The following is a 23,011-nucleotide window of genomic DNA, read 5'->3' as shown; positions in this document are numbered from 1 at the left end:
CAAATGGGCCGGGCACGGGTGTACTGGCGCGGCTTCTGCGGTAAATTCCCCGTCAATCAGGGGGCTGGGCGACATTCAGGTTATGGCGACGCAAATGCAACCGTCACTGGCAGGGCTGTCCGGCATGGCCCGGCGCCTGGTATCCGAAGGGGTGCTCCCCGAGCCGGACGTGCGCAAGGCGGTACTCGATTCCGCCCAGGCCAAGACCACGCTCACCGCCTGGCTGCTGGACCACGGCCTGATCGACAGCAGCCGGCTCACCCAGCTCGCCTCGGCCGAATTCGGCATGCCGGCGATGGACGTCTCCTCGCTGCAGCCGGCCAGCATGCCGCTGAACCTGATCAGCGAAGCGCTGATCAACAAGCACCACGCCCTGCCCCTGTTCCGCCGCGGCAAGCGCCTGTTCGTCGGCATCGCCGACCCGATGCAGTCGCATGCGCTGGACGAGATCAAGTTCCACTCCAACTGCATGGTGGAACCGATCCTGGTCGAGCGCGCCCAGCTGCACCGGGTGATCGAGACCGCGCTCAGCGCGATGAGCTCCAGCGTGCCGGACCTCGGCGGCGACGACCTCGACGAACTCGCGCTGGAAGCCGGCGACGACGACGGCGACACCACCGGCATCGACGCCAACGCGAACGACGACGCGCCGGTGGTGAAGTTCGTCAACAAGATCCTGGTCGACGCGATCAAGCGCGGCGCCTCGGACATCCACTTCGAACCATTCGAAACCAACTACCGCGTGCGCCTGCGCATGGACGGCATGCTGCGCGCGGTGGCCAGCCCGCCGATGAAGCTGTCCACGCGCATCTCCTCGCGCCTGAAGGTGATGGCCGGCCTGGACATCGCCGAGCGGCGCGTGCCGCAGGACGGCCGCATCAAGCTCAATCTTTCCAAGAGCCGCTCGGTCGACTTCCGCGTCAGCACGCTGCCCACGCTGTTCGGCGAGAAGATCGTGCTGCGTATCCTGGACGCCTCCACCGCCAAGCTCGGCATCGACAAGCTCGGCTACGAGGAAGTCCAGAAGCAGCTCTACATCGAAGCCATCCACAAGCCCTACGGCATGGTGCTGGTCACCGGCCCGACCGGCTCGGGCAAAACCGTGTCGCTGTACACGGCGCTGAATATCCTCAACACCAACGAGCGCAATATCTCCACGGTGGAAGACCCGGTCGAAATCCGCGTCGAGGGCATCAACCAGGTTCAGCAGAACACCAAGCGCGGCATGACCTTTGCCGCGGCCCTGCGCTCCTTCCTGCGCCAGGATCCGGACGTGATCATGGTCGGCGAAATCCGCGACCTGGAAACCGCCGAGATCGCCATCAAGGCCGCGCAGACCGGCCACATGGTGCTGTCCACCCTGCATACCAACGACGCGCCGCAGACCATCTCGCGCCTGATGAACATGGGCATCGCGCCCTACAACATCACCTCGTCGGTCACCCTGGTGATCGCCCAGCGCCTGGCCCGCCGCCTGCACGACTGCAAGAAGCCGCTGGACCTGCCGCCGGCCACCCTGCTCGCCGCCGGCTTCACCCAGGAAGAGATCGACGCCGGCCTGACCCTGTACGAGGCGGTCGGCTGCGACAACTGCAACGAAGGCTACAAGGGCCGCGTGGGCATCTATCAGGTGATGCCCATGCTCGAGGAGATCCAGAAGATCGTGCTGCAGGGCGGCAACGCCATGCAGATCGCCGAGGTGGCGCGCGGCGCCGGCATCAACGACCTGCGCGCCTCGGCCCTGCTGAAAGCCAAGCAGGGCGTGACCAGCCTGGCCGAGATCGACCGCGTCACCAAGGACTGACGCGGCTCCTGCGGCGGCCTGAGACGCCGCCCGCACTGGAGTTGCGTGCCAAGGCACGGATTGCCTGAGAGATTTGCCATAAGCTGCAACAAATTTGCCGCCGGCCCCTGGCCGGCTAGCTCGAAGGGGGAGTTTCCGCATGGCCACAGCAATCACGGCAGCCAAAGACGCTCGCGCCCGCGGCGCAGAGCGCGCCGCCGTCACCCAGATGTCCATGTACGACTGGGTCGCGCTGGACAAGCGCGGCAAGCGCATGAAGGGCGAGATGCCGGCGAAGAACGCTTCGCTGGTGAAGGCCGAGCTGCGCCGCCAGGGCATGAACCCGCAGACGGTGCGCGAGAAGTCCAAGCCCCTCTTCGGCGCTGCCGGCAGCACGGTCAAGCCGCGCGACGTGGCCATCTTCAGCCGCCAGATCGCCACCATGATGGCGTCGGGCGTGCCGATGGTGCAGTCCTTCGAGATCATCGCCGACGGCCAGAAGAACGTCCGCTTCAAGAACATGCTGGTCGACGTCAAGCAGGGCATCGAGGGCGGCGCCGCGCTGCACGAGGCGCTGGCCAAGTATCCGGTCCAGTTCGACGAGCTCTACCGCAACCTGGTGCACGCGGGCGAATCCGCCGGTGTGCTCGACACGGTGCTGGACACCGTGGCGACCTACAAGGAGCGGATGGAAGCGATCAAGAGCAAGATCAAGAAGGCCCTGTTCTACCCCGTGATGGTGCTGGCGGTGGCGCTGCTGGTCAGCATGATCCTGCTGCTGTTCGTGGTGCCGGTGTTCCAGCAGACCTTCAAGGACGCCGGCGCGGAACTCCCGGCACCGACCCAGATCGTGATCTCCGCCTCGCAGTTCATGCAGAGCTACTGGTACGTGGTGATCGGCGTGATCGTCGGCAGCATCGTCGCCCTGGTCATGGCCAAGAACCGCTCGCAGAAGTTCGCGCACTTCCTCGACCGCGTGATGCTGAAGCTGCCGGTGATGGGCGCCATCCTCCGCCAATCCGCCATCGCCCGCTTCGCCCGCACCCTCGGCGTCACCTTCCGCGCCGGCGTGCCCCTGGTCGAAGCCATGGACGCCGTGGCCGGCGCCACCGGCAGCATCGTCTACGGCGACGCGGTCCGGCAGATGCGCGACGACGTCGCGGTCGGCCACCAGCTGCAGCTGGCCATGCGCCAGACCGGCCTGTTCCCGAACATGGTGGTGCAGATGACCGCCATCGGCGAGGAATCCGGCGCCCTGGACAACATGCTGTTCAAGGTGGCCGAGTTCTACGAGGAAGAGGTCAACAACGCGGTCGACACCCTGTCCACCCTGCTCGAGCCGCTGATCATGGTGATCCTCGGCGTGCTGGTGGGCGGCATGGTGGTGTCGCTGTACCTGCCGATCTTCAAGCTCGCGGGCACCGTGTAAGCTTCCGCATCCGAGCCCCTCTCTCCCCCGGGAGAGGGGGGCTTTTTTTATAGCTATCGAGACGACGCATGCCTGAGCTTCCTCTTTGGGCCTGGATCACCGTGGCAGGCGTGCTCGGCCTGCTGGTGGGCAGCTTTCTCAACGTGGTGATCCTGCGCCTGCCCGAGCGCATGGAAGCGGCCTGGCGCGAACAGGCGCTGGACACGCTCAAGCTGCCCCCCGACGAAACCACGCCCCGCCCGCCCGGCATCGTGCGCGAGCCCTCGCACTGCCCCAGGTGCAAGCACCGCCTGTCGGTGTTCGACAACGTCCCGCTGTTCGGCTGGCTGCTGCTGCGCGGGCGTTGCCGCTACTGCAAGGAGCCGATCTCGATCCAGTACCCGCTGGTGGAACTGCTGAGCGGCGTGCTCAGCGCCATCGTGGTGTGGAAGTTCGGCCCCACCCTGCCGGCGCTGGCCGGCCTGGCCTTCACCTGGCTGCTGATCGCGCTGGCCGGCATCGACTTCCGCACCCAGTACCTGCCGGACGAACTCAACTACCCGCTGCTGTGGATCGGCCTGCTGCTTACCCTGCTGCCGATGTTCGTCACGCCCACCGCCGCGATCATCGGCGCGGCGATCGGCTACCTCAGCCTGTGGAGCGTGTACTGGCTGTTCAAGCTCGCCACCGGCAAGGAAGGCATGGGCTACGGCGATTTCAAGATGCTGGCGGCCATGGGCGCCTGGATGGGCGCCGGCGCGCTGCTGCCGATCGTGCTGCTGTCCTCGCTGGTGGGCACGGTGATCGGCGGTTCGCTGATCCTGCTGCGCCGGCATAAAGCCGAGGTGCCGATCCCGTTCGGCCCGTTCATCGCCATGGCCGGCTGGCTGTGGTTCGTGGCCGGCGACTGGATGCTGCACACCTACATGCAGATCACCGGGCTGCGGTGATCGCGCCGCGCCCTTACGTCGTCGCGCTCACCGGCGGCATCGCCTCCGGCAAGAGCGCGGTGGCGCGGCGCTTCGAAGCGCTGGGCATCGCGGTCTACGACGCCGACGTGGCCGCGCGGGAAGTGGTCAAGCCCGGCAGCGAAGGGCTGGCGGCCATCGTGCAGACCTTCGGCGCCGGCGTGCTCGACGGCGAGGGGCAACTCGATCGCGCCGCCATGCGCCGCCGCGTCTTCGCCGACGACATGGCCCGGCGCCAGCTGGAAGCCATCACCCACCCGCGCGTGCGCAGCTGGCTGCGCGAACGCGCCGGCACCGATCACGGCCCGTACTGCCTGCTGGCGATTCCGCTGCTGGCGGAGAACATCGCGCATTACCGCTGGGTCGACCGCGTGCTGGTGGTGGACAGCACCGAGGCCGCGCAATTGGAGCGGCTGATGCGCCGCGACGGCATCGACGAGGCGCTGGCACGCCGCATGATCGAACGCCAGGCGCGCCGCGAGGAACGCCTCGCCATCGCCGACGACGTGATCGCCAATACCGGCGAAGAAGCCGCGCTGGATGCCGCAGTGGCCGCCCTGCACCAGCGCTATCTGGCGCTGGCCAAAACCAGGACCTGAGCGCGCGTCAGCCGCCCCAGAAGCCGCGGATGCCCGCGACGCCCTGCCCACCCGACGTGCGCGCCTGCTGCACGTCTGCCTGACTCATGCCGCCGAGCGCGTAGACCGGCAGCGCCGCCGCCTCGGCCAGTGCCGCGAAAGCGGCCCAGCCAAGCGCAGGCAGCTCCGGATGGGTCGCGGTGACGGCCACCGGCGACACGGTCGCGAAATCCGCCCCCAGCGCCAGCGCCCGCGCCAGCTCGGCGGCATCGTGGCAGCTCGCGCCGACGGGCTGGTTCCAGGGCAAGGGCCGTTCGCTGCCGCTCAGCTGCGCGGCCTTCAATTGCACGCCGACACCCAGGGCCAGTGCGCCTTCGATATCGCCGTTGAGCAGCAGCCGCGCACCGCGGCTGCGCGCTTCCGGCAGCAGCTGCCCGGCCAGCTCCCTCACCTGCTCCATCGGCCATAGCGGCAGGCGCAGCTGCAGCAGCCGCTCGCCGCGGCCCAGGGCATCGCGCAGCATGGCGGCGCAGGCGTCATGGGCCGCGGGCGGCAGGTCCGCCGGTGTGATCGGATAACGATGCGGCAGGCGCAGCGCCTGCAGGATGGCGCGGTCGGCCGGCGCCAGCAGCGCCAGATCGACCGCATCGGGATCGGCCCATTGCAGCGCGGTGTGCTCCAGCGGCCGCGGCTCGCTGTCCCAGCGCCGCACCACCCAGGCATCCAGCAGCAGGCGCTTGGCGCCATAGGCCCAGGGCACCCGCGTCAGCGGCTCGCCCGGGCCGATCGCGATACCCAGCTCTTCGGCCAGCTCGCGCGCCAGCCCGTCGCCGGCCGCTTCGCCCGGCTCCAGCTTGCCGCCGGGAAACTCCCACGCGCCCGCCAGGTGCTTGCCCGGCGGCCGCTGCGCCAGCAGCACGCGTCCGGCCGGGTCGACCAGGACGCCGGCCATGACGTGGATGGCGCCGCTAGGGGGAACGGGGCTCAAATGCTGCTGCGGACGTACTCGACCATGTCGAAGTCGTAGGCGTGGTCGGCATCTTTCTTGTGATGGGTGCGGCTGAGCTCGGTCCAGTCGCTGAAATGCACGCCGGGGAAGAAGGTATCCGCACCGTCCACCGCCGCATTCACCCAGGTCAGGAACAGCCGCTGCGCCTTCGGCAGCGCCGCCTTGTAGACCTCGCCGCCGCCGATCACCATCAGTCCGGTACCGCCGGCGCGGGCCAGGCCCTCTTCCAGCGAACGCACGGTGACCTGGCCCGGGAACGGCGCTTCGTGCTTGCGCGTCAGCACCAGGTTGGTCCGGCCCGGCAGGGCGCGGCCGACCGACACCGCCGTGTTGTAGCCCATCAGCACGAACTTGCCGAGCGTGAGCTCCTTGAACCAGCGCAGGTCGTCCGGCAGGTGCCAGGGCAACTGGCCCTTGCGGCCGATGGCAGAGTTCTCGTCGAGCGCGGCGATGAGCGAAATGGCCATGAAGACTCCAGATGAGCGAACCGTATGGGGACGCACGGGCGGCCATATGGGGGTCGGCGCGCGCTAGCCGCGCATTGTACTCACGAACACCGCCGGGGCGGTGGCCGCCGGCCCAGGGCAATTCACACGGCGACCGGCGCCTTGATGGCCGGGTGCGGGGTGTAGCCCTCGATCGCCACGTCCTCGAAGCGGAAGTCTTCCAGCGCGCGCACGTCCGGGTTCAGCCGGAGCGTGGGCAGCGGGCGCGGCTCGCGGCTCAGCTGCAGGCGGGCCTGCTCGACGTGGTTGCTGTACAGGTGGGCGTCGCCCAGCACGTGCACGAAGTCGCCCACGCCCAGGCCGCAGACCTGCGCCACCATGTGGGTGAGCAGCGCATAGCTGGCGATATTGAACGGCACGCCGAGGAAGATATCGCCCGAGCGCTGGTACAGCTGGCAGCTGAGGCGCCCGTCGGCCACGTAGAACTGGAACATGGTGTGGCACGGCATCAGCGCCATCCGCGGCAGCTCGCCCACGTTCCAGGCGTTGACGATGAGCCGGCGCGAATCCGGATTGCGGCGGATCTCCTCCACCACCCAGCGGATCTGGTCCACCGTGCCGCCGTCGGCCGTGCGCCAGGCGCGCCACTGCTCGCCGTAGACCGGGCCGAGCTCGCCGTTCGGGTCGGCCCACTCGTCCCAGATGCTGACGCCGTGTTCCTTCAGATAAGCGATGTTGGTGTCGCCGCGCAGGAACCAGATCAGCTCGTGGATGATCGACTTCAGGTGCAGCTTCTTGGTGGTGACCAGCGGAAAACCTTCGCGCAGGTCGAAACGCATCTGCCAGCCGAACACGCTGCGCGTGCCGGTGCCGGTGCGGTCGGCCTTGATCGTGCCGTGCTCCAGCACGTGGCGCAGCAGGTCGAGATAAGCGCGCATGGTTACTCCTTCGCCGGCAGCGCCACGGTATACGGCCGCAGCGTCGGCGCCTTGCGGGACATGAAGATCAGCACCAGGCCCACCAGGATGAGCGGCAGCGACAGTATCTGCCCCATGGTGAGCCAGCCGAAGGCCAGGTAGCCGAGCTGCGGGTCCGGCAGGCGCACGAATTCCACCGCGAAGCGGAAGCAGCCGTACAGCAGCGCGAACAGTCCCGAGAGCAGATAGCGCGGGCGCGGCTTGAGCGACACCAGCCACAGCACGGTGAACAGCACCACGCCTTCCAGCAGCATCTCGTACAGCTGCGAGGGGTGGCGCGGCAGGCGGTCCGGCGCGTTGGGGAAGATCATCGCCCACGGCACGTCGCCGGGCTTGCCCCACAGCTCGCCGTTGATGAAGTTGCCCAGGCGGCCCAGGCCCAGCCCGATCGGTACGATCGGCGCCACGAAATCCACCGTGTCGAAGAACGCGACCTGGTGCCGGCGCGACCACCACAGCCCCGCGGCGAGCACGCCGAGCAGGCCGCCGTGGAAGCTCATGCCGCCGTCCCACACGCGGAACAGCGCCACCGGGTCGGTCCAGATCCAATGGATGTCGGCATAGAACAGCATGTAGCCGATGCGGCCGCCCGCGATCACGCCCATCATCGCGTAGAACAGCAGGTCGCCCAGCGCATCGCGCGTCACCGGCAGGCGGCCATGGCGGCGGCGGTATTCGGCCAGCAGCCAGGCGCCGAAGAAACCGCCCAGGTACATCAGGCCATACCAGTGGATCGGGAAGGAACCGAGGCGGAAGGCCACGGGGTCGATGGCGACGGTATAGGGCAGCGACATGAGTCCGATCGGGGAAGCCGGCAAAGTCCAAGTGTAGCGACACCGGCACCGCTGCCGACAGGCAGGGTCGACGGCCGTGCCGGCTTGGCTATACTCGGCCGCGAACGCGATGCGGGCCCGGGGAGGCGCCCGCACGGCGCGCCGCCGGAAAGCGGCATGCGTCGCGGCGTTCGGCACGGTGGGGGTGTTGCTCCCAGCCACCGGCCCGGCAAGGGAGCCACCAAACAGGGGAAAATACATGTCGCTTCATTTCGCGCGGACCGCGCTGTCCGTGCTTTGCCTGCTCGCGCCCGCGGCCGCCTTGGCCGCCGACCTGATCCCGGTCGAGGATTTCGCCCGCCATCCGCAGATCTCCATGCCGCGCCTGTCGCCCGACGGCAAGTACGTGGCCGTGCGCGTGGATACCGACGACGGCGACAACCACGCGCTGATGGTCTACCAGGTCAGCGACATGAGTAACCCCGTGAGCATGCTGCGCATGCCCAAGTACGAGCTGCCGACCAGCATCGTCTGGGTCAGCCCCACCCGCCTGGTGATCGAGAAGGGCAAGCAGTTCGGCTCGATCGACAAGCCGCTGTCCACCGGCGAGATCATCGCCACCGACTTCAACGGCAAGAACCAGGACTACCTCTACGGCTACGACAGCAAGGCCAGCAGCCGTTCCGCCACGCGCGGCACCGACCGCGGCTGGGGTTCCATCGACGGCCTGCCCGAGCGTGCCAACGGCCATTTCTACATGGGCGCGCAGGACTGGGACGTGCAGAACCAGAGCTCGCTCTACGACGTCAACGCGCAGAAGAACACGCGCCAGCTGATCGGCGACATCGGCGTGGGCGACATGACCTTCATGACCGGCGCGGACGGCCTGGCGCACTTCGCCTACGGCCGCGACGAGAACTACAACTTCGTGGTGTTCCACCGCGAGAACAACGCCTGGGCCAAGCTCGGCAGCCAGGCCACCGGCGCCAGCTTCGCGCCGATCAGCTTCGCGCCGGACCGCCAGCGCATCTACGCCAGCTTCAGCGCCGACGGCGGCCCGGGCAAGCTGGTCGAGCAGGACGAGAACGGCGGCGGCCGCCACGACCTGGCCAAGGACGACTTCGGCAGTATCGGCACCCTGCAGTGGACCGCCCTGCCCAACCAGCCGTTCGCGGCCACCCCGATGACCGGCCTGCCCAAGCCGATCTACATCGACCCGAACCTGCCGGCGGCCAAGCTACATATGGCGCTCAGCCAGAAATTCCCGGGCCAGGTGGTGGATTTCATCAACTACAGCGAGGACGGCAGCCAGCTGCTGTTCTCGGTCAGCAGCGACCGCAGCCCAGGCTCGTACATGCTGATCGACACGCAGACCTTCAAAGTGCGCAAGCTGTTCGACGCCGCACCGTGGATCGATCCGAGCAAGATGGCCGAGCGCCGCCCGGTGCGCTTCAAGGCCAGCGACGGGCTGGAGCTGGAAGCGATCCTGACCTTCCCCAAAAGCTCCAAGGAAGCCAACCTGCCGATGGTGCTGGTGCCGCACGGCGGCCCGCACGACGTGCAGGACACCTGGTTCTACGACGACGACGCGCAGTTCCTGGCCAGCCGCGGCTACCTGGTGCTGCAGGTGAACTACCGCGGCTCCGGCGGGCGCGGCGCGAACTTCAAGGAAGCCGGTTACCTGAAGTGGGGCACGCGCATCCAGCAGGACCTGATCGACGGCGTGAAGTGGGCGATCGAAGAGCGCTATGCCGACCCCTCGCGCATCTGCGTCTACGGCGGCAGCTTCGGGGGCTACTCGGCCATGATGGCCACCATCCGTGCGCCGGGCCTGTTCAAGTGCGCGGTCGGCTACGCCGGCATCTACGACCTGGACATGATGTACAACAAGGGCGATATCGGCTCCAACAAGCGTGGCCGCAACTATCTGCGCACGGTGATCGGCAAGAACGACGCCGACCTGGCGGCCAACTCCCCCGACAAGCTGGCCGACAAGATCGACGTGCCGGTACTGCTGGTGCACGGCGAGGACGACCAGCGCGCCCCGTTCGCCCAGGCCAAGGCCATGCGCGCCGCGCTCGAAGCCGCGCACAAGCCGTACCAGTGGCTGTCCAAGCCCGGCGAGGGCCACGGCTTCTACACCGAGAAGAACAACATCGAGTTCTACAACACGCTGCAGTCCTTCCTGGACAAATACATCGGCCCGAAGGCCGACGTGGCCGCCAAATAGCTGTCGCGGAACTGACGAAAGCAGGACACGGGAAAGGGCGCCACGGCGCCCTTTCCTCGTTTTGGCCCGGCCCAAAACGAATGTCTGCAATTACTTACGAAGACAAAGCTGACGCGACAGTAAGGTTGCAGGAAGCTGTCACCTTGTTTTAACTTCGGGCTTACATCGCCTGCTCCCCGGCTTCGGCGATGCCAGGGCACGTCCACTCCCCCCGTGGGACGCGCCATCCCAGATATCCAGGCGACCAGCGCTAAGTAGCTGGCGGCTGGCTATTTTTTGTTCGGAGTTCCTATAACAATGAAGCAAAAGACCCTGCTGGCTACCGCCATCGCCGCAGCGCTCCTGCTGCAGACCTGGTCCATCGCCGCCCAGGACGCCCCCGCTCCCGCCGCCGACCAGTCCAAGGCCAAGAGCCTGGACACCATCACGGTCACCGGCTCGCGCATCCGCAGCGTGGACGTCGAGACCTCGCAGCCGATCTTCACCATGGACCGCCAGGCGATCCAGTCGACCGGCCTGACCAATGTCAACGACATCCTGGCCCGCATGCCGTCCGCCGGCACGCCGGACATCACCCCGCAGGACACGCTGTCGTCGGGCGCCGACGTCGGCGGCCGCTACGTGAACATCCGCAACCTGGGTTCGACCCGCACCCTGGTGCTGGTCAACGGCCGCCGCTGGAGCACCAGCCTGGGCGGCCTGACCGACGTGTCGACCATCCCGGTCTCGATGATCGAGCGCATCGAAGTGCTGAAGGACGGCGCGTCTTCCGTCTACGGTTCCGACGCCATCGGCGGCGTGGTGAACATCATCACCCGCGACCGCTTCGAAGGCGCCGAAGTCAACGCCTACTACGGCCAGAACGAGAAGGGCGACGGCCAGCAGAAGAACGTCGACTTCACCTGGGGCCACAACACCGAGAACAACTCGCTGATCCTCGGCGCTGCCTACCAGGACAGCAAGCCGATGTGGAACCGCGACCGCGCCGAAACGCGCTACTCCAACAGCCCGCGCCATATCGACGACAGCCTGGGCGGCGGTCCGTGGGGCCGCGTGACCAACCCGGCCGACGGCCAGGATTACATCCTGAACCGCGGTGGCAATCCGGCGAACTTCGCCGACTACCACCCGTTCACCGGCGCGCCGAGCGACCTGTACAACACGCAGGCCGACATGACCTTCCGCGCCGGCACCAAGCTGAAGAACCTGTTCCTGCAGGACCGCTACAAGCTCACCGACAACGTGACCCTGCGCGGTTCGGCCAGCTACAGCGTGCGCGACACCGAAAGCCAGCTGTCCGGCTACCCGCTGCAGACCGGCAACACCGGCCTGACCATCGACCCGAACAACGCCTACAACCCGTTCCCGGGCCAGGCGACCAGCTTCTACCGCCGCACCGTCGAGCAGCCGCGCGACACCTGGAGCAAGTCCAAGCTCGCGCACATCGACGTCGGCGCCGAAGGCTTCTTCAACTTCCTCGGCCACGAGTGGAACTGGGACGCCACCTACACCTACTCGCAGACCAAGGTCCGCCAGGTCTCCTCCGGCAACTTCTACCTGCCTAACGCGCAGAAGGCGCTGGGCCCGACCACGATCGTCGATGGCCAGGTCGCCTGCGCCAGCGCCGCCGACCGCGCCGCCGGCTGCGTGCCGTGGAACATCCTGGCCGGCCCGGGCGGCACGCCCGCCTCGGTGTGGAACTACATCAACTACATCGGCACCGCGCGCCAGACCAGCAAGACCGACGACTTCAGCGCCAACCTCACCGGCGGCCTGTTCGACCTGCCGGCCGGCACGGTCAGCATCGCCGGCGGCATCGAGCACCGCGGCGAGAAGGGCAGCTTCCGGCCCGACGCGGGCGACTCGGCCGGCCTGACCACCAACCTGGCCAGCAACCCGACCAACGGCGCCTACATCGTCAACGAGGCCTACCTCGAACTCGACGTGCCGCTGCTGCGCGACCTGCCGGGTGCGCAGGAGCTGGGCGTGAACGTGGCCAGCCGCTACTCGCACTACAGCAACTTCGGCAGCACCACCAACAACAAGTACAGCTTCCGCTGGCGCCCGTTCGAGGACCTGCTGGTCCGCGGCACCTACGCCGAAGGCTTCCGCGCGCCGACCATCGACAATCTCTATGCCGGCAGCGGCCAGAGCTTCGAGAGCTTCGTCGACCCGTGCGATTCCGTGATCGGCGCCGCCGGCAGCAATGCCACCGTGGCGGCCCGCTGCGCCGCCGCCGGCGTGCCGGCGAACTATCGCCAGATCGACAACGGCACCGGCAAGCCGATCACCGACAACACCGGCGGCCAGACCGCGACGCCCTTCATCTCGGGCTCCAACCCGAACCTGAAGCCGGAGCAGTCGATCACCCGCACGATCGGCTTCGTGTACAGCCCGCACTACGTGTCCGGCCTGGACTTCACCGTGGATTACTACAACATCTACGTGAAGAACATCATTACCTCGGTCACCGCGTCGAGCATCCTGAACTACTGCTACGTGCAGAACGATTCGTCCTTCTGCGACCGCTTCAGCCGCAGCGCCAACGGCGTGATCACCAACCTCAACGAGAGCCTGTCCAATCTGGGCACGCTGAAGACCGAGGGCTACGACGTCGGTATCCACTACCGCCTGCCGCAGACCAGCTTCGGCACCTTCCGCATCGCCTCGGACAGCACCTACCTGACCAAGTACGAGACGGTCAGCGGCCCCGGCGCTCCGGCGGTGAACGCGGTCGGCTTCATGACCGACGGCGCCGGCAACCTCAACGGCGGCATTACCGGCCTGTACCGCCTGCGCTCGAACCTGCAGCTGGACTGGGACTACAAGCAGTTCGGCGCGAGCTGGACGGTGCGTTACTTCTCCGGCCTGAAGGACAGCTGCTACACGTCGACGATGGAGTGCAACATGCCGACCTACGTGGCCCCCGGCCTGGTGGGCGTGGGCGTGAGCCGCAAGGGTTCGCTGGCGTTCAACGATGCGCAGGTGCGTTATACGGCGCCGTGGAAGGGTGTGTTCACGGTTGGCGTGAACAACATCTTCAACAAGAAGAGCCCCTACTACTACAACGTGACGAATTTCGGCAGCGGCAGCCCGCCGTACAATCCGGCGTTCGATATCGATCGTTATTTCTACGTGTCGTATAACCAGAAGTTCTGATCGCTTAGGCGGATGGAATTTTTGTTTTGTGGGGGTGGGCCTTCGGGTCCACCCCTTTTTTTTGGGCGCGCGGGGCGCTCTTTGCTCGTCATCCCGGCGTAGGTCGGGATCCAGTTTCTGTGTCGCCTGGATTTTGCGTTACCGCGGACTGGCCGCTTATGCAGCGGGCATTTCGGACGCCTGCCGGCGCCCGAGTCACTTTCTCTTTGCTGGCCCAAAGAGAAAGTAACCAAAGAGAGAATGGCCTGAGAGCCACTGCTCGCGACGCGACTAGAAGGAGCAGTGGACGGCTGCGGTAACCGGATTAACCTGGGTCTACACGAAACGACTTTGCGTTTACGTAGCGGGTGCTTCAACGTGCCGTCGCCGAGAGGATGTTCAAGAACTGAGGCCAGCTTGAGCGGTGCGTTTTACCTCAGCTTCTCAGGTTGAACCCTTCTCCCTCCGGGAGAAGGTGCCGGCAGGCGGATGAGGGTTCGGGCGGAGCGCAGCGTTACACCCCGCCACACAAGGGTAGGTTGGGGTGAGCCGCAGGCGAACCCCAACGTGGCGAGGCGCGGGAAGGTGCGGGTGTTGGGGTTCGCCTGCGGCTCACCCCAACCTACGCCGTACGCTTACGCAACGGACAGAGCTAAGCCCAAAAGCTGGCCTCAGTCATTGAACGTCCTCTCGGCCACGGCACGTTGAAGAAGCCGTTACGTAAACGCACTGCCGTTTCGTGTAGACCCAGGTTAATCAGGCTACCGCAGCCGCCCACTGCTCCTTCTAGTCGCGTCGCGAGCCTTTGACTTGAGGCCATTTCTCTTTGGTTACTTTCTCTTTGGGCCAGCAAAGAGAAAGTGACCCGGGCGCCGGCAGGCGTCCGGAATGCCCGCTGCATAAGCGGCCAGTCCGCGGTAACGCAAAAACCAGGCGATACAGCAAAAGGATCCCGGCCTACACCGGGATCACAACCATCACCCCAACATGAAATCCACAGCGGCCGCTGCATGCAACGCAGCCGTATCAAACAGCGGCACCGGGCTATCCTCCCGCCCAACCAGCAACCCAATCTCGGTACACCCGAGAACCACCCCCTGCGCCCCGCGCGCAGCACAATCCACCATCACCTCCCGATAAAACTGCCGCGAGGAATCGAGCACCACCCCCGCGCACAACTCCTCGTAGATGATGCGATGCACCTCGCGCCGCTGCCCCTCGTCGGGCACCAGGCACCGAATGCCATACCTCGCGCGCAAGCGCTCCCGATAGAACTCCTGTTCCATCGTAAAAGCGGTACCCAGCAACGCCACCTGATGACACCCCGCCGCGCGCAGCGCGGCCCCCGTCGGATCCGCGATATGCAAAAACGGCAACGCCGTCGCCGCCACCACGGCATCAGCCACCTTATGCATCGTGTTGGTCGCCAGCACGATGGCCTCGGCGCCGCCGGCCTCGAGCCGCCGCGCCGATGCGGCCAGCAGCTCTCCCGCGTGATGCCAGTCACCTTGCCGCTGCAACGCCTCGATCTCACCGAAATCCAGGCTGTCCAGCAGCAGCCGCGCCGACCGCAGCGGCCCCAGCCGCTCCCGCACGCCGCGGTTGATCAACTGATAGTAGGCAAGCGTCGATTCCCAACTCATGCCGCCGATCAGGCCAACCGTGCGCAGGCGGCGTTCCATCCTCATGCCGCCTGCGGGCCGAGCGCGCGCATCCGCGCACCGATGCCTAGAAACCGGTAGGCCAGCGACAGCAGCACCACCCAGCCGGCGCCCACGTACAGCGCCACGCGCGTGTCGGGGCTGTAGCCGAGCATGAACAGCACGAAGGCCAGGAACAGCAGGCACACCACACTGGTCAGCGGCCACGCGCGCAGCGGGAACTGCGTGGCGCCGTAGCGGCGGCGGAAGCTGAAGTGGGCGATCAGCACCATCATCCAGGTCCACACCGTGTTGAACGCCAGGATCGACATCATCATGGCGAAGATGCGCTCCGGCAGCAGGTAGTTCAGCACCACGCCCAGGACCAGGCAGGCCAGCGTCACCAGCACCGCGCGCACCGGCACGCCGTGCTCGCTCACCTTGCCCAGGAAGGCCGGCGCCTGCGCCTTGGTCGACAGGCTGTACAGCATGCGGCTGCCGCTGAAGGTGGTGCTGTTGAAGCCCGACAGCGCCGCGGTGATCACCACGAAGTTGATCAGGCCGGCCGCCTGCGGAATGCCCAGCTTGCCGAAGGTGGTGACGAAGGGGCTGCCCTGCGTGCCGAGCTGGTTCCACGGGTAGATCGCCATGATCACGAACAGCGCGCCCACGTAGAAGATCAGGATGCGCCACAGCACCGAATTCACCGCGCGCGGAATGGTGCGCTCCGGCTGCGCGGCCTCGCCCGCCGCCATGCCGATGGTCTCGATGCCGCCGAACGCGAACACCACCACCGGCAATGCCAGCACCATGCCGGTAAAGCCGTGCGGGAACCAGCCGCCATGCCCCCACAGGTTGGACAAGCCCACCGGCTGGCCGCCATTACCCCAGCCCAGCCAGATCATGCCGGCGCCGCCGAGGATCATCAGCACCACCGTCACCACCTTGATCAGGGTGAACCAGAATTCCATCTCGCCGTAGACCTTCACCGCCATCAGGTTCAGGCCGCCGATCATCGCCACGCTGCCGAACACCCAGATCCACTGCGGCAAGTCGGGAAACCACTGGCGCATGTAGATGCCCACCGCCGTGCTCTCGGCCATGCCGACGCCCACCATCAGGATCCAGTAGTTCCACCCGGTGAGATAACCGGCGAACGGACCCAGATAACGGTGCGCATAGGTGCTGAAGGACCCGGCCACCGGATCGTGCACGGCCATCTCGCCCAGCGCGCGCATGATGATGAAGATCATCGCGCCGCCGAACAGGTAGGCGAACAGCACCGAGGGGCCGGCCAGGTTGATCGCATTGGCCGAGCCCAGGAACAGGCCGGCGCCGATCGCCATCCCCAGGGCCATGAAGGTGATATGGCGCGGGGTGAGCCGGCGCTGCAGGTGCTGAGTCATGAAGAAGAACCGCGAGGTGGAAAGGTCAGCGCATCAAGCGCCGCTTCGGTTTGACCGGCAGCTTGCCGCGCCAGTACTGCAGCAGCACGAAGCCGCCGAGCATGCCGCCCAGGTGCGCGAAGTGGGCGATGCCCGGCGCCCAGCCGGTGGCGCCGGAGATCAGCTCCAGCGCGGCGTAGCCGGAGACGAACAGCCATGCGGGGATCTGCGCCGGGATCGGGAACAGGATCAGCTTCTCGTGCGGCCACAGCATGCCAAAGGCCAGCAGCAGGCCGAAGATCGCGCCCGAGGCGCCCAGCGTCGGCGTCTGGAAATCCTGCTCGATAAAGCGCAGCCACAGCAGCTGCAGGAGCGAGGCGGTGATCAGGCAGACGAAGTAATAGATGGTGTAGTTGCGCGTGCCCAGCAGCCGCTCGATCTGGCTGCCGAACATGAACAAGGCGTACATGTTGAAGAACAGATGCAGGAAGCCGCCGTGCATGAAGGCGTTGGTCACCACCTGCCAGGGCTGGAAGTAGCCGCTGCCCAGGGGCCACAGCGCCAGGGGCACCAGCAGCGAAGGCATCAGCTGCTGCAGCAGGAAGACCGCCACGTTGGCGATCAGCAGGTTACGGGTTACCGGAGCGAGGTCGTAGAACATGGGCGGTTCCGTGGGCAACGGCCAAGGGTAGCGGCTGAGCCGGGGCGCCGCCATCGGCGCCCGATGGCGCGGCGCAACATCCTGCGACAACTCGCCGCACCCATCCGGGGAACCTTGCGGGGCGCGGCCCGGCCGCGTGCCGGCAGCCGTTTTGCGCCGCCGGCGGCGAACGCGCATCGTCACCTCGGGTTGACATCGCCGCGCGGCGATGCACAAATAGCCGTCCATACGGCCGAACCCCCAACGCGCCGTTCCGTCCCCAGCAGGAATGCCACCGCTCGTGACCATCCAGGGTTACCGCCAGCTCGCCAGCACCACGCATCGCATGTGCGCGATGTGTTGCTGCTGTTGTTGTTGCTGATCGCGCGCTTTCCCTGTTGCCGGGCGCCAGTCCGGAATCCCCAAGCAAGCCAGCGTCCACCGGACGCCGCCGGGCCGGATATCACGATGCACTTCCCGCTGTTCTCCTCTTCGCCACGACACCGCCATGCCGTCGCCGGCACAGGCTGCTGTTGTCGTTGCTGTCGAATGTGTCGCTGCGGCTGATCCCGCGACCCTAGGCGTTTTCCCGCGCCGCCATTGACGCCGTCCCCACGGCGATCCCCCGAACGCAGCTCCCCCGCTGCATCCCGCGCATCCATCGCACCTGGCCAGGAGCCGGGACGGCTGCGCCTACAGGAATGCTTCCCGCCATGAACACGATCCGCCTGCTTCCCTTCGCCATTGCCACGGCGCTCGCGCTGTCCCCGCTGCACGCGGAGGAGGCCGACGACAAGAAGGCCACCCAGCTCGAAGCCGTCAGCGTCACCGGCTCCAATATCAAGACCACCGACCTGGAAGGCCCCAGCCCGGTGCAGGCCATCACCGCCGAACAGATCCGCAGCAGCGGCAAGACCACCCTGCCCGACCTGCTGCGCTCGATCTCCGCCAATACCGGCAACAGTGTCAACGAACAGCTCACCGGCAGCTTCTCCGCCGGCACCGCCGGCATCTCGCTGCGCGGCCTGGGCCAGAAGAACACCCTGGTGCTGGTGGACGGCAAGCGCGTGGCCAACTACGCCACCGCCTACGAACTGCAGAACACCTTCGTCGACCTCAACGCGCTGCCGCTGACGGCAGTGGAGCGCATCGAAGTGCTGAAGGACGGCGCTTCCGCGGTGTACGGCTCGGACGCCATCGCCGGCGTGGTCAACATCATCCTCAAGCAGAACTACCAGGGCGCCGAAGTCGGCGCCAACGTGGGCGGCAGCACCGAAGGCACCGGCCAGCGCTCGAACAATTTCCATCTGCTGCTGGGCCAGGGCGACCTGAAGAAGGACGGCTACAACGTGTTCTTCGCGCTGGACGGCACGCGCAGCTCGCAGCTCAACCAGGACGACGTGAGCTGGCTGCGCGGCAACGACTTCCGCGACAAGCCGGGCGGCCGCCTCAACTGGACGCCGACCAACTACTACAACAACGATCCCACCCAGGGCTTTGCCAGCGCCGTCGGCCCGGTGCGCAAAGTGCCTTACGGCGCCATCACGTCCGGCAAGAGCGGCGACACCTGGGCCTACAACCCGGCGCAGTACACCTCGCTGATTCCCGGCGTGGAGCGCTACCACGCCGTGCTGAAGGCGACGGTGAAACTCACCGACCAGATCGACGCCTATGGCGAGGCGATCTACAGCCGCAGCCACGCCGCTTTCGTGTTCAGCGGACCGCTGGCCATCGGCAGCGGCCTGCGCGCCTGGGACAACGCGAACCAGAAGCTGGTGAACATCGACACCACCTTGCCGGCCGGCAACCCCGCCAACCCCAATGGCGTGCCGACGCCGGTAAACACCAACCTGTGGGACGTGGGCCAGCGCAACAAGCGCGACCGCACCATTTTCACGCGCTTCCTCGGCGGCGTTAAAGGACGTACCGGCGCATGGGACTGGGATGTCTCCGCCGAGCATTCCGAGAGCAGCCTGAAGGAATACGTCACCAACTTCGGCAACCGCTATGCGTTCCAGTCGCTGCTGGCCAATGGCGGCTACAACTTCGCCGCCAACAACCATTCGCAGCAGGCGATCGAGGCCCTGCGCCTGTCCACCATCCGCCCCGCCGTATCGCGCCTCACCGCGGTGAATGCCACCGCCAGCACGCAACTGTTCGACCTGCCCGCGGGCACGGTGGGCTTTGCCGCGGGCTACGAGTTCCGCAACGAGTCGATCAATTCGCGCACCTCGCAGGCGGTGCTGTCCGGCTCCGAGCTGCGTCCGGCCATCGACGTGATCCGCGGCTCGCGCGACGTGCACGCCGGCTATGCCGAATTCAACGTGCCGATTCTCGCCACGCTGGAAGCCGGCATCGCCGGGCGCCTGGACCACTACAGCGATTTCGGCAATGCCTTCGCACCGAAGTTCTCGCTGCGCTACCAGCCGCTGGACTGGCTGCTGCTGCGCGGCTCGTACTCGCGCGGCTTCCGCGCGCCGTCGCTGCCGGAAATCACCCAGAGCACCGCGGTGAGCTACAGCACGGTGGTCGATCCCTACGATCCGGTCACGCCCGGCCAGCGCCGCGGCTATACCGACGTCTTCGCCGCCAACCCGAAGCTGCGGCCGGAGCGCTCGGAGAACTACAACGGCGGCTTCGTGATTTCGCCCAGTGCCGACACCAGCTTCGGCGCGGACTACTACCACATCGTGCAGCGCGGCATCATCGGCCCCGACGACGACGCCACCCTGGTGCAGCGCAAGGACCCGCGCGTGCAGCGCGACGCGCAGGGACGCATCAGCATCATCACCAACCAGTACCGCAACCAGCAGAGCCTGACCACCGACGGCGTGGACCTCAGCTTCCACCAGGCACTGCACACGGCGAACGCGGGCGACTTCGCGCTCGACGGCAACTGGACGCGCCTGCTCAGGTACAGCCAGCCGCGCGTGGCCGGCGATGCACCGGTGAACGGCGCGGGCACCAATATCTTCGGCTCGCTGCCGAAGTGGCGCGGCAGCACCGGGCTGACCTGGAGCTACCGCGACTTCGCCAGCACGCTGACCTGGTACTACGTGGGCGGCTACCAGCAGAACCCCGATAACCGCCTCACGCCGGCGTATCCGGAGCGCGTAAAAGCATGGAGCACCTTCGACCTGAGCATCGCCTACACCGGCCTGCCCAAGACCACGCTCACGCTCGCCGTACAGAACCTGCAGAACCGCCGTCCGCCGTGGGATCCGTCCAACACCTACTACGACCTGACGCAGGCTGATCCGCGCGGACGCTATGTCTACGTCGGCGCGGACTATCGTTTCTAAGCCGATCGCATGAAGCTGCCGCGCCCGCTGCTGAACGCGAAAACTTGCGCGTTTTCAGCGGGCCGCGGCGCGGTTACAGTCCTGCCGGTCCCTTACAGGGAGCCGGGGGAATGCGCCGTTTTCTATCCATCGTTGTGCTAAGCACCATGCTTGCTGCTTGCCAGCAGCATGCGTCGTCGTCGCGCGACGGCGAGATCGCGGCGAACTTTTCACCCGGCATCATGCCGGAGGATTTGGCCGTCCATTTCCACGCGCTGTCCACGCCCGCGCTGCGCGACCGTTCGCCCGGCAGCGCTGGCGAGCGGCATACCGTCGATTATCTGATCGCGCAGTTCCAGCGCATGGGCCTGCAGCCCGGCGCCGATGGCAAGTGGACGCAGGACGTGCCCTATGTGCGCGGCAGCGTGATCCATCCCGAACGGATGACCCTGCAGATCGAAGGCGGCGCGCAGCCGCTGTCGCTCGCCTACGGCATCGACATGGTGGCCAACTCGCCCGCACAGCATACGAACGCGGCGATCGAACATGCACCGGTGGTGTTCGCCGGCTACGGCATCGACGACCCCGCGCAGGACTGGGACGACTACGCCGGCGCCGACGTCAAGGGCAAGACCGTGGTGCTGCTGGCCAACGACCCCGGCTGGGGCAGCCAGGATTCGGCGCTGTTCCACGGCCGCACGCCCACCTTGTTCGGTTCCTGGCGCTACAAGCTGGAGCAGGCCGCGCGCCACGGCGCGGCGGCGGTGTTCGTGGTGCATGACGAAGCGGCGTCGGGCTATCCATGGACCGCGGTGCGCCAGCACTGGAGCAGCCCCTGGTACACCCTGCCCGGCGATGCGAATGCAGCGCCCGCCATCGCCGGCTGGCTGAGCGATGCCGCCGCGCGCCGGCTGTTCGCCAGCGCCGGCCAGGATTTCCAGGCGCTGCGCGCCGCCGCGCACCGGCGCGGCTTCCGCGCGCTGACGCTGGCGGCCAAGGCCAGCCTGGCATTCCAGAGCAGCATCAGCCAGGGCATGTCGCCCAACGTGATCGCGCGCATGAACGGCAGCAAGCAGCCCGGCGATGCGATCGTCTACACCGCGCACTGGAACCACCCCGATGCGCGCGACAGCCAGTCGCTGCACGGCGTGGCCGAGAGCGCGGCGGGCCTGGCCGGCCTGCTCGAACTGGCCGAGGCCTTCGCGCACCGCGCACCCAAGCCGCATCGCAGCGTGCTGTTCGTCGCGCTGACCATGGAGGAATCCGGCCAGCTCGGTTCGCGCTGGTACGTCGACCATCCGCCGGTGGCGCTGGAGCACACGGTGGCGGAAATCCAGCTCGACGCCTTGCCGTGGCTGGGGCCGAGCCGCGACCTGGACGTGCTCGGCTATGGCCAGTCGCAGCTGGACGATTACCTCGCCGATGCGCTGCAGAGCCAGCACCGCCGCATGCGCTCGGGCGACGAGCAGGCCGGCATGGAACTGTTCCGCTCCGACGCGCTGAGCTTCGCCACGCGCGGCGTGCCGGTGCTCTACGCCCGCTCCGGCCTGGACCTGCGCGACGGCGGCGACGCCGCCGGCCGCAAGCGCTACGGCGACTACCTCGCGGCCAGCGCCAGCGCCCCGCCCGCCGGCACCGCGCCGAGCTGGGACCTGCGCGGCCTGGTGGAAGACCTGCGCGCGCTGTTCATGGTCGGCGGCAAGCTGTCGACCGAAACCACCTATCCGCAGTGGAAGCCGACCGCGAGTTTCCACCGCCCTGTGACGGTGGTCGCGCGCTAGCGTTTCGGTCCGCCCGCGTTACGCGCAGCAAAGATGCGGCGTGGCAAGCTGTGTGCGTCAGGTCTCCATGCCGCACCCATGACCGCTGCGCCCCTCCATGTCCTGCTCGCCGGCGCCACCGGCCTCACCGGCGGCGCCGTGCTGCGCGAACTCCTGTCCGACCCCGCCGTCGCCCGCGTGCTCGCCCCCACCCGCCACGCCCTGCCACGCGCGCCCCGGCTGGAAAACCCCATCGGCATGCTCCACCGCACCCTCCCCACCCTGCAGCCGCCGCTGGACGTAGCCCTTTGCTGCCTCGGCACCACCATCGCCCAGGCCGGCTCCCGCGAAGCCTTCCGCATGGCCGACTACGACCTGCCCCTGGCCGTGGCGCGACGCGCACGCAAGCTTGGAGCGCGGCATTACCTGGTGATGAGTTCGCTCGGCGCGAGCGCCACGTCGCGCACGTTCTACACGAAGGTCAAAGGCGAGCTGGAACAGGCATTGATCGAACAAGACTGGCCACGGCTGACCATCGTCCGCCCATCTCTGCTGCTGGGACCACGCAAGGAGTTCCGCCTGGGCGAGGCAGTCGCGGGACCGCTGTCGCGCCTGTTGCCCGGACGATGGCGCGGGATTCACGTGGAGACGGTTGCGCGCGCGTTGTGGAAATTGGCGCGAGAAGCGGGCGAAGGAGTGCGGATTGTCGAGTCGGATGAGTTGCGGCGCTTGGGTCGGGCAAGCTGACCTGCGTCATCGCGGGCGAATAGCGCCCAAGCGGCCCAAGGAACAACAGGCGTTACGCTCCGCCCGACCCCTCACCCTGCCCTCTCCCCGGAGGGGAGAGGGGTGGTGGCGTGAGGTAAGCAGGAACGAAGAACAAAAGCTGGCCTCAGTCCTTGAACATCCTCTTCGCCACGGCACGTTGAAGCACCCGCTACGTAAACGCACTGCCGTTTCGTGTAGACCCAGGTTAATCAGACTACCGCAGCCGC

Annotated in this window: 16 protein-coding genes; 9 read left to right on the top strand and 7 right to left on the bottom strand. The window is 67.1% G+C overall.

Annotated elements, in window-relative coordinates:
* Positions 1-82 precede the first annotated feature (82 nt).
* From pilB to coaE, 4 genes are all read left to right on the top strand, one after another.
* Entirely contained in the window at positions 83-1,804 is a 1,722-nt protein-coding gene (gene pilB / locus FHW85_RS16835) for a type IV-A pilus assembly ATPase PilB (RefSeq protein ID WP_167252250.1), read from the top strand.
* Between the two features lie 139 nt (positions 1,805-1,943).
* Complete coding sequence (locus tag FHW85_RS16830) at positions 1,944-3,212, top strand: type II secretion system F family protein (protein ID WP_167252251.1); 1,269 nt, start codon at positions 1,944-1,946, stop codon at positions 3,210-3,212.
* A gap of 68 nt (positions 3,213-3,280) precedes the next feature.
* Positions 3,281-4,141, top strand: a complete 861-nt coding sequence (locus FHW85_RS16825; RefSeq protein ID WP_168649018.1) for an A24 family peptidase — start codon at positions 3,281-3,283, stop codon at positions 4,139-4,141.
* Entirely contained in the window at positions 4,141-4,758 is a 618-nt protein-coding gene (coaE, locus tag FHW85_RS16820) for a dephospho-CoA kinase (protein WP_168649103.1), read from the top strand. The genes FHW85_RS16825 and coaE overlap by 1 nt, the downstream gene beginning before the upstream one ends.
* Positions 4,759-4,765: 7 nt before the next feature.
* Here coaE and FHW85_RS16815 read toward each other — a convergent pair whose 3' ends face one another.
* The 4 genes from FHW85_RS16815 to lgt form a co-directional block, all read right to left on the bottom strand.
* The gene (locus tag FHW85_RS16815) at positions 4,766-5,689 is read right to left on the bottom strand and encodes a Nudix family hydrolase (protein WP_210427835.1); all 924 of its coding nucleotides are present in this window, start codon (positions 5,687-5,689) and stop codon (positions 4,766-4,768) included.
* A gap of 32 nt (positions 5,690-5,721) precedes the next feature.
* Entirely contained in the window at positions 5,722-6,213 is a 492-nt protein-coding gene (locus FHW85_RS16810) for a dihydrofolate reductase (protein ID WP_167252254.1), read from the bottom strand.
* A 122-nt stretch (positions 6,214-6,335) separates the two neighbouring features.
* Entirely contained in the window at positions 6,336-7,130 is a 795-nt protein-coding gene (locus FHW85_RS16805) for a thymidylate synthase (RefSeq protein WP_168649017.1), read from the bottom strand.
* A gap of 2 nt (positions 7,131-7,132) precedes the next feature.
* On the bottom strand, positions 7,133-7,963 hold the full coding sequence (gene lgt / locus FHW85_RS16800; RefSeq protein WP_167252256.1) for a prolipoprotein diacylglyceryl transferase: 831 nt from the start codon (positions 7,961-7,963) through the stop codon (positions 7,133-7,135).
* Between the two features lie 238 nt (positions 7,964-8,201).
* Between lgt and FHW85_RS16795 the strand changes: the two genes are divergently transcribed.
* Both FHW85_RS16795 and FHW85_RS16790 read left to right on the top strand, forming a co-directional pair.
* Complete coding sequence (locus FHW85_RS16795; protein ID WP_168649016.1) at positions 8,202-10,172, top strand: prolyl oligopeptidase family serine peptidase; 1,971 nt, start codon at positions 8,202-8,204, stop codon at positions 10,170-10,172.
* 297 nt (positions 10,173-10,469) lie between these two features.
* A complete protein-coding gene (locus FHW85_RS16790; RefSeq protein WP_168649015.1) occupies positions 10,470-13,331 on the top strand; it encodes a TonB-dependent receptor in 2,862 nt (953 codons plus the stop codon).
* Between the two features lie 956 nt (positions 13,332-14,287).
* On the opposite strand, the gene FHW85_RS16785 is transcribed toward FHW85_RS16790, so the two are convergent.
* From FHW85_RS16785 to FHW85_RS16775, 3 genes are read right to left on the bottom strand one after another with little or no spacing between them, the layout of a single operon-like run.
* Entirely contained in the window at positions 14,288-14,980 is a 693-nt protein-coding gene (locus FHW85_RS16785; RefSeq protein WP_168649101.1) for an aspartate/glutamate racemase family protein, read from the bottom strand.
* Positions 14,981-14,994: 14 nt separating this feature from the next.
* Positions 14,995-16,356 (bottom strand): amino acid permease, encoded by a 1,362-nt coding sequence (locus FHW85_RS16780; protein WP_168649014.1) that lies wholly within the window; start codon positions 16,354-16,356, stop codon positions 14,995-14,997.
* Between the two features lie 25 nt (positions 16,357-16,381).
* Entirely contained in the window at positions 16,382-16,996 is a 615-nt protein-coding gene (locus FHW85_RS16775) for a rhomboid family intramembrane serine protease (protein ID WP_167252088.1), read from the bottom strand.
* A 692-nt stretch (positions 16,997-17,688) separates the two neighbouring features.
* Between FHW85_RS16775 and FHW85_RS16770 the strand changes: the two genes are divergently transcribed.
* The 3 genes from FHW85_RS16770 (at position 17,689) to FHW85_RS16760 (ending at position 22,763) form a co-directional block, all read left to right on the top strand.
* Complete coding sequence (locus tag FHW85_RS16770; protein WP_168649013.1) at positions 17,689-20,277, top strand: TonB-dependent receptor; 2,589 nt, start codon at positions 17,689-17,691, stop codon at positions 20,275-20,277.
* 110 nt (positions 20,278-20,387) lie between these two features.
* Entirely contained in the window at positions 20,388-22,037 is a 1,650-nt protein-coding gene (locus FHW85_RS16765; RefSeq protein WP_168649012.1) for a M28 family peptidase, read from the top strand.
* A gap of 78 nt (positions 22,038-22,115) precedes the next feature.
* Positions 22,116-22,763, top strand: coding sequence for an oxidoreductase (locus FHW85_RS16760; RefSeq protein ID WP_168649011.1), 648 nt, complete (start codon positions 22,116-22,118; stop codon positions 22,761-22,763).
* The last annotated feature ends 248 nt before the right edge of the window (positions 22,764-23,011 follow it).

Source organism: Dyella sp. SG609, assembly GCF_012275375.1.
Taxonomy (GTDB): domain Bacteria; phylum Pseudomonadota; class Gammaproteobacteria; order Xanthomonadales; family Rhodanobacteraceae; genus Dyella_D; species Dyella_D marensis.
Note: the sequence above shows the minus strand (reverse complement) of the source record. Positions and strands in the feature narration are given on the sequence as shown.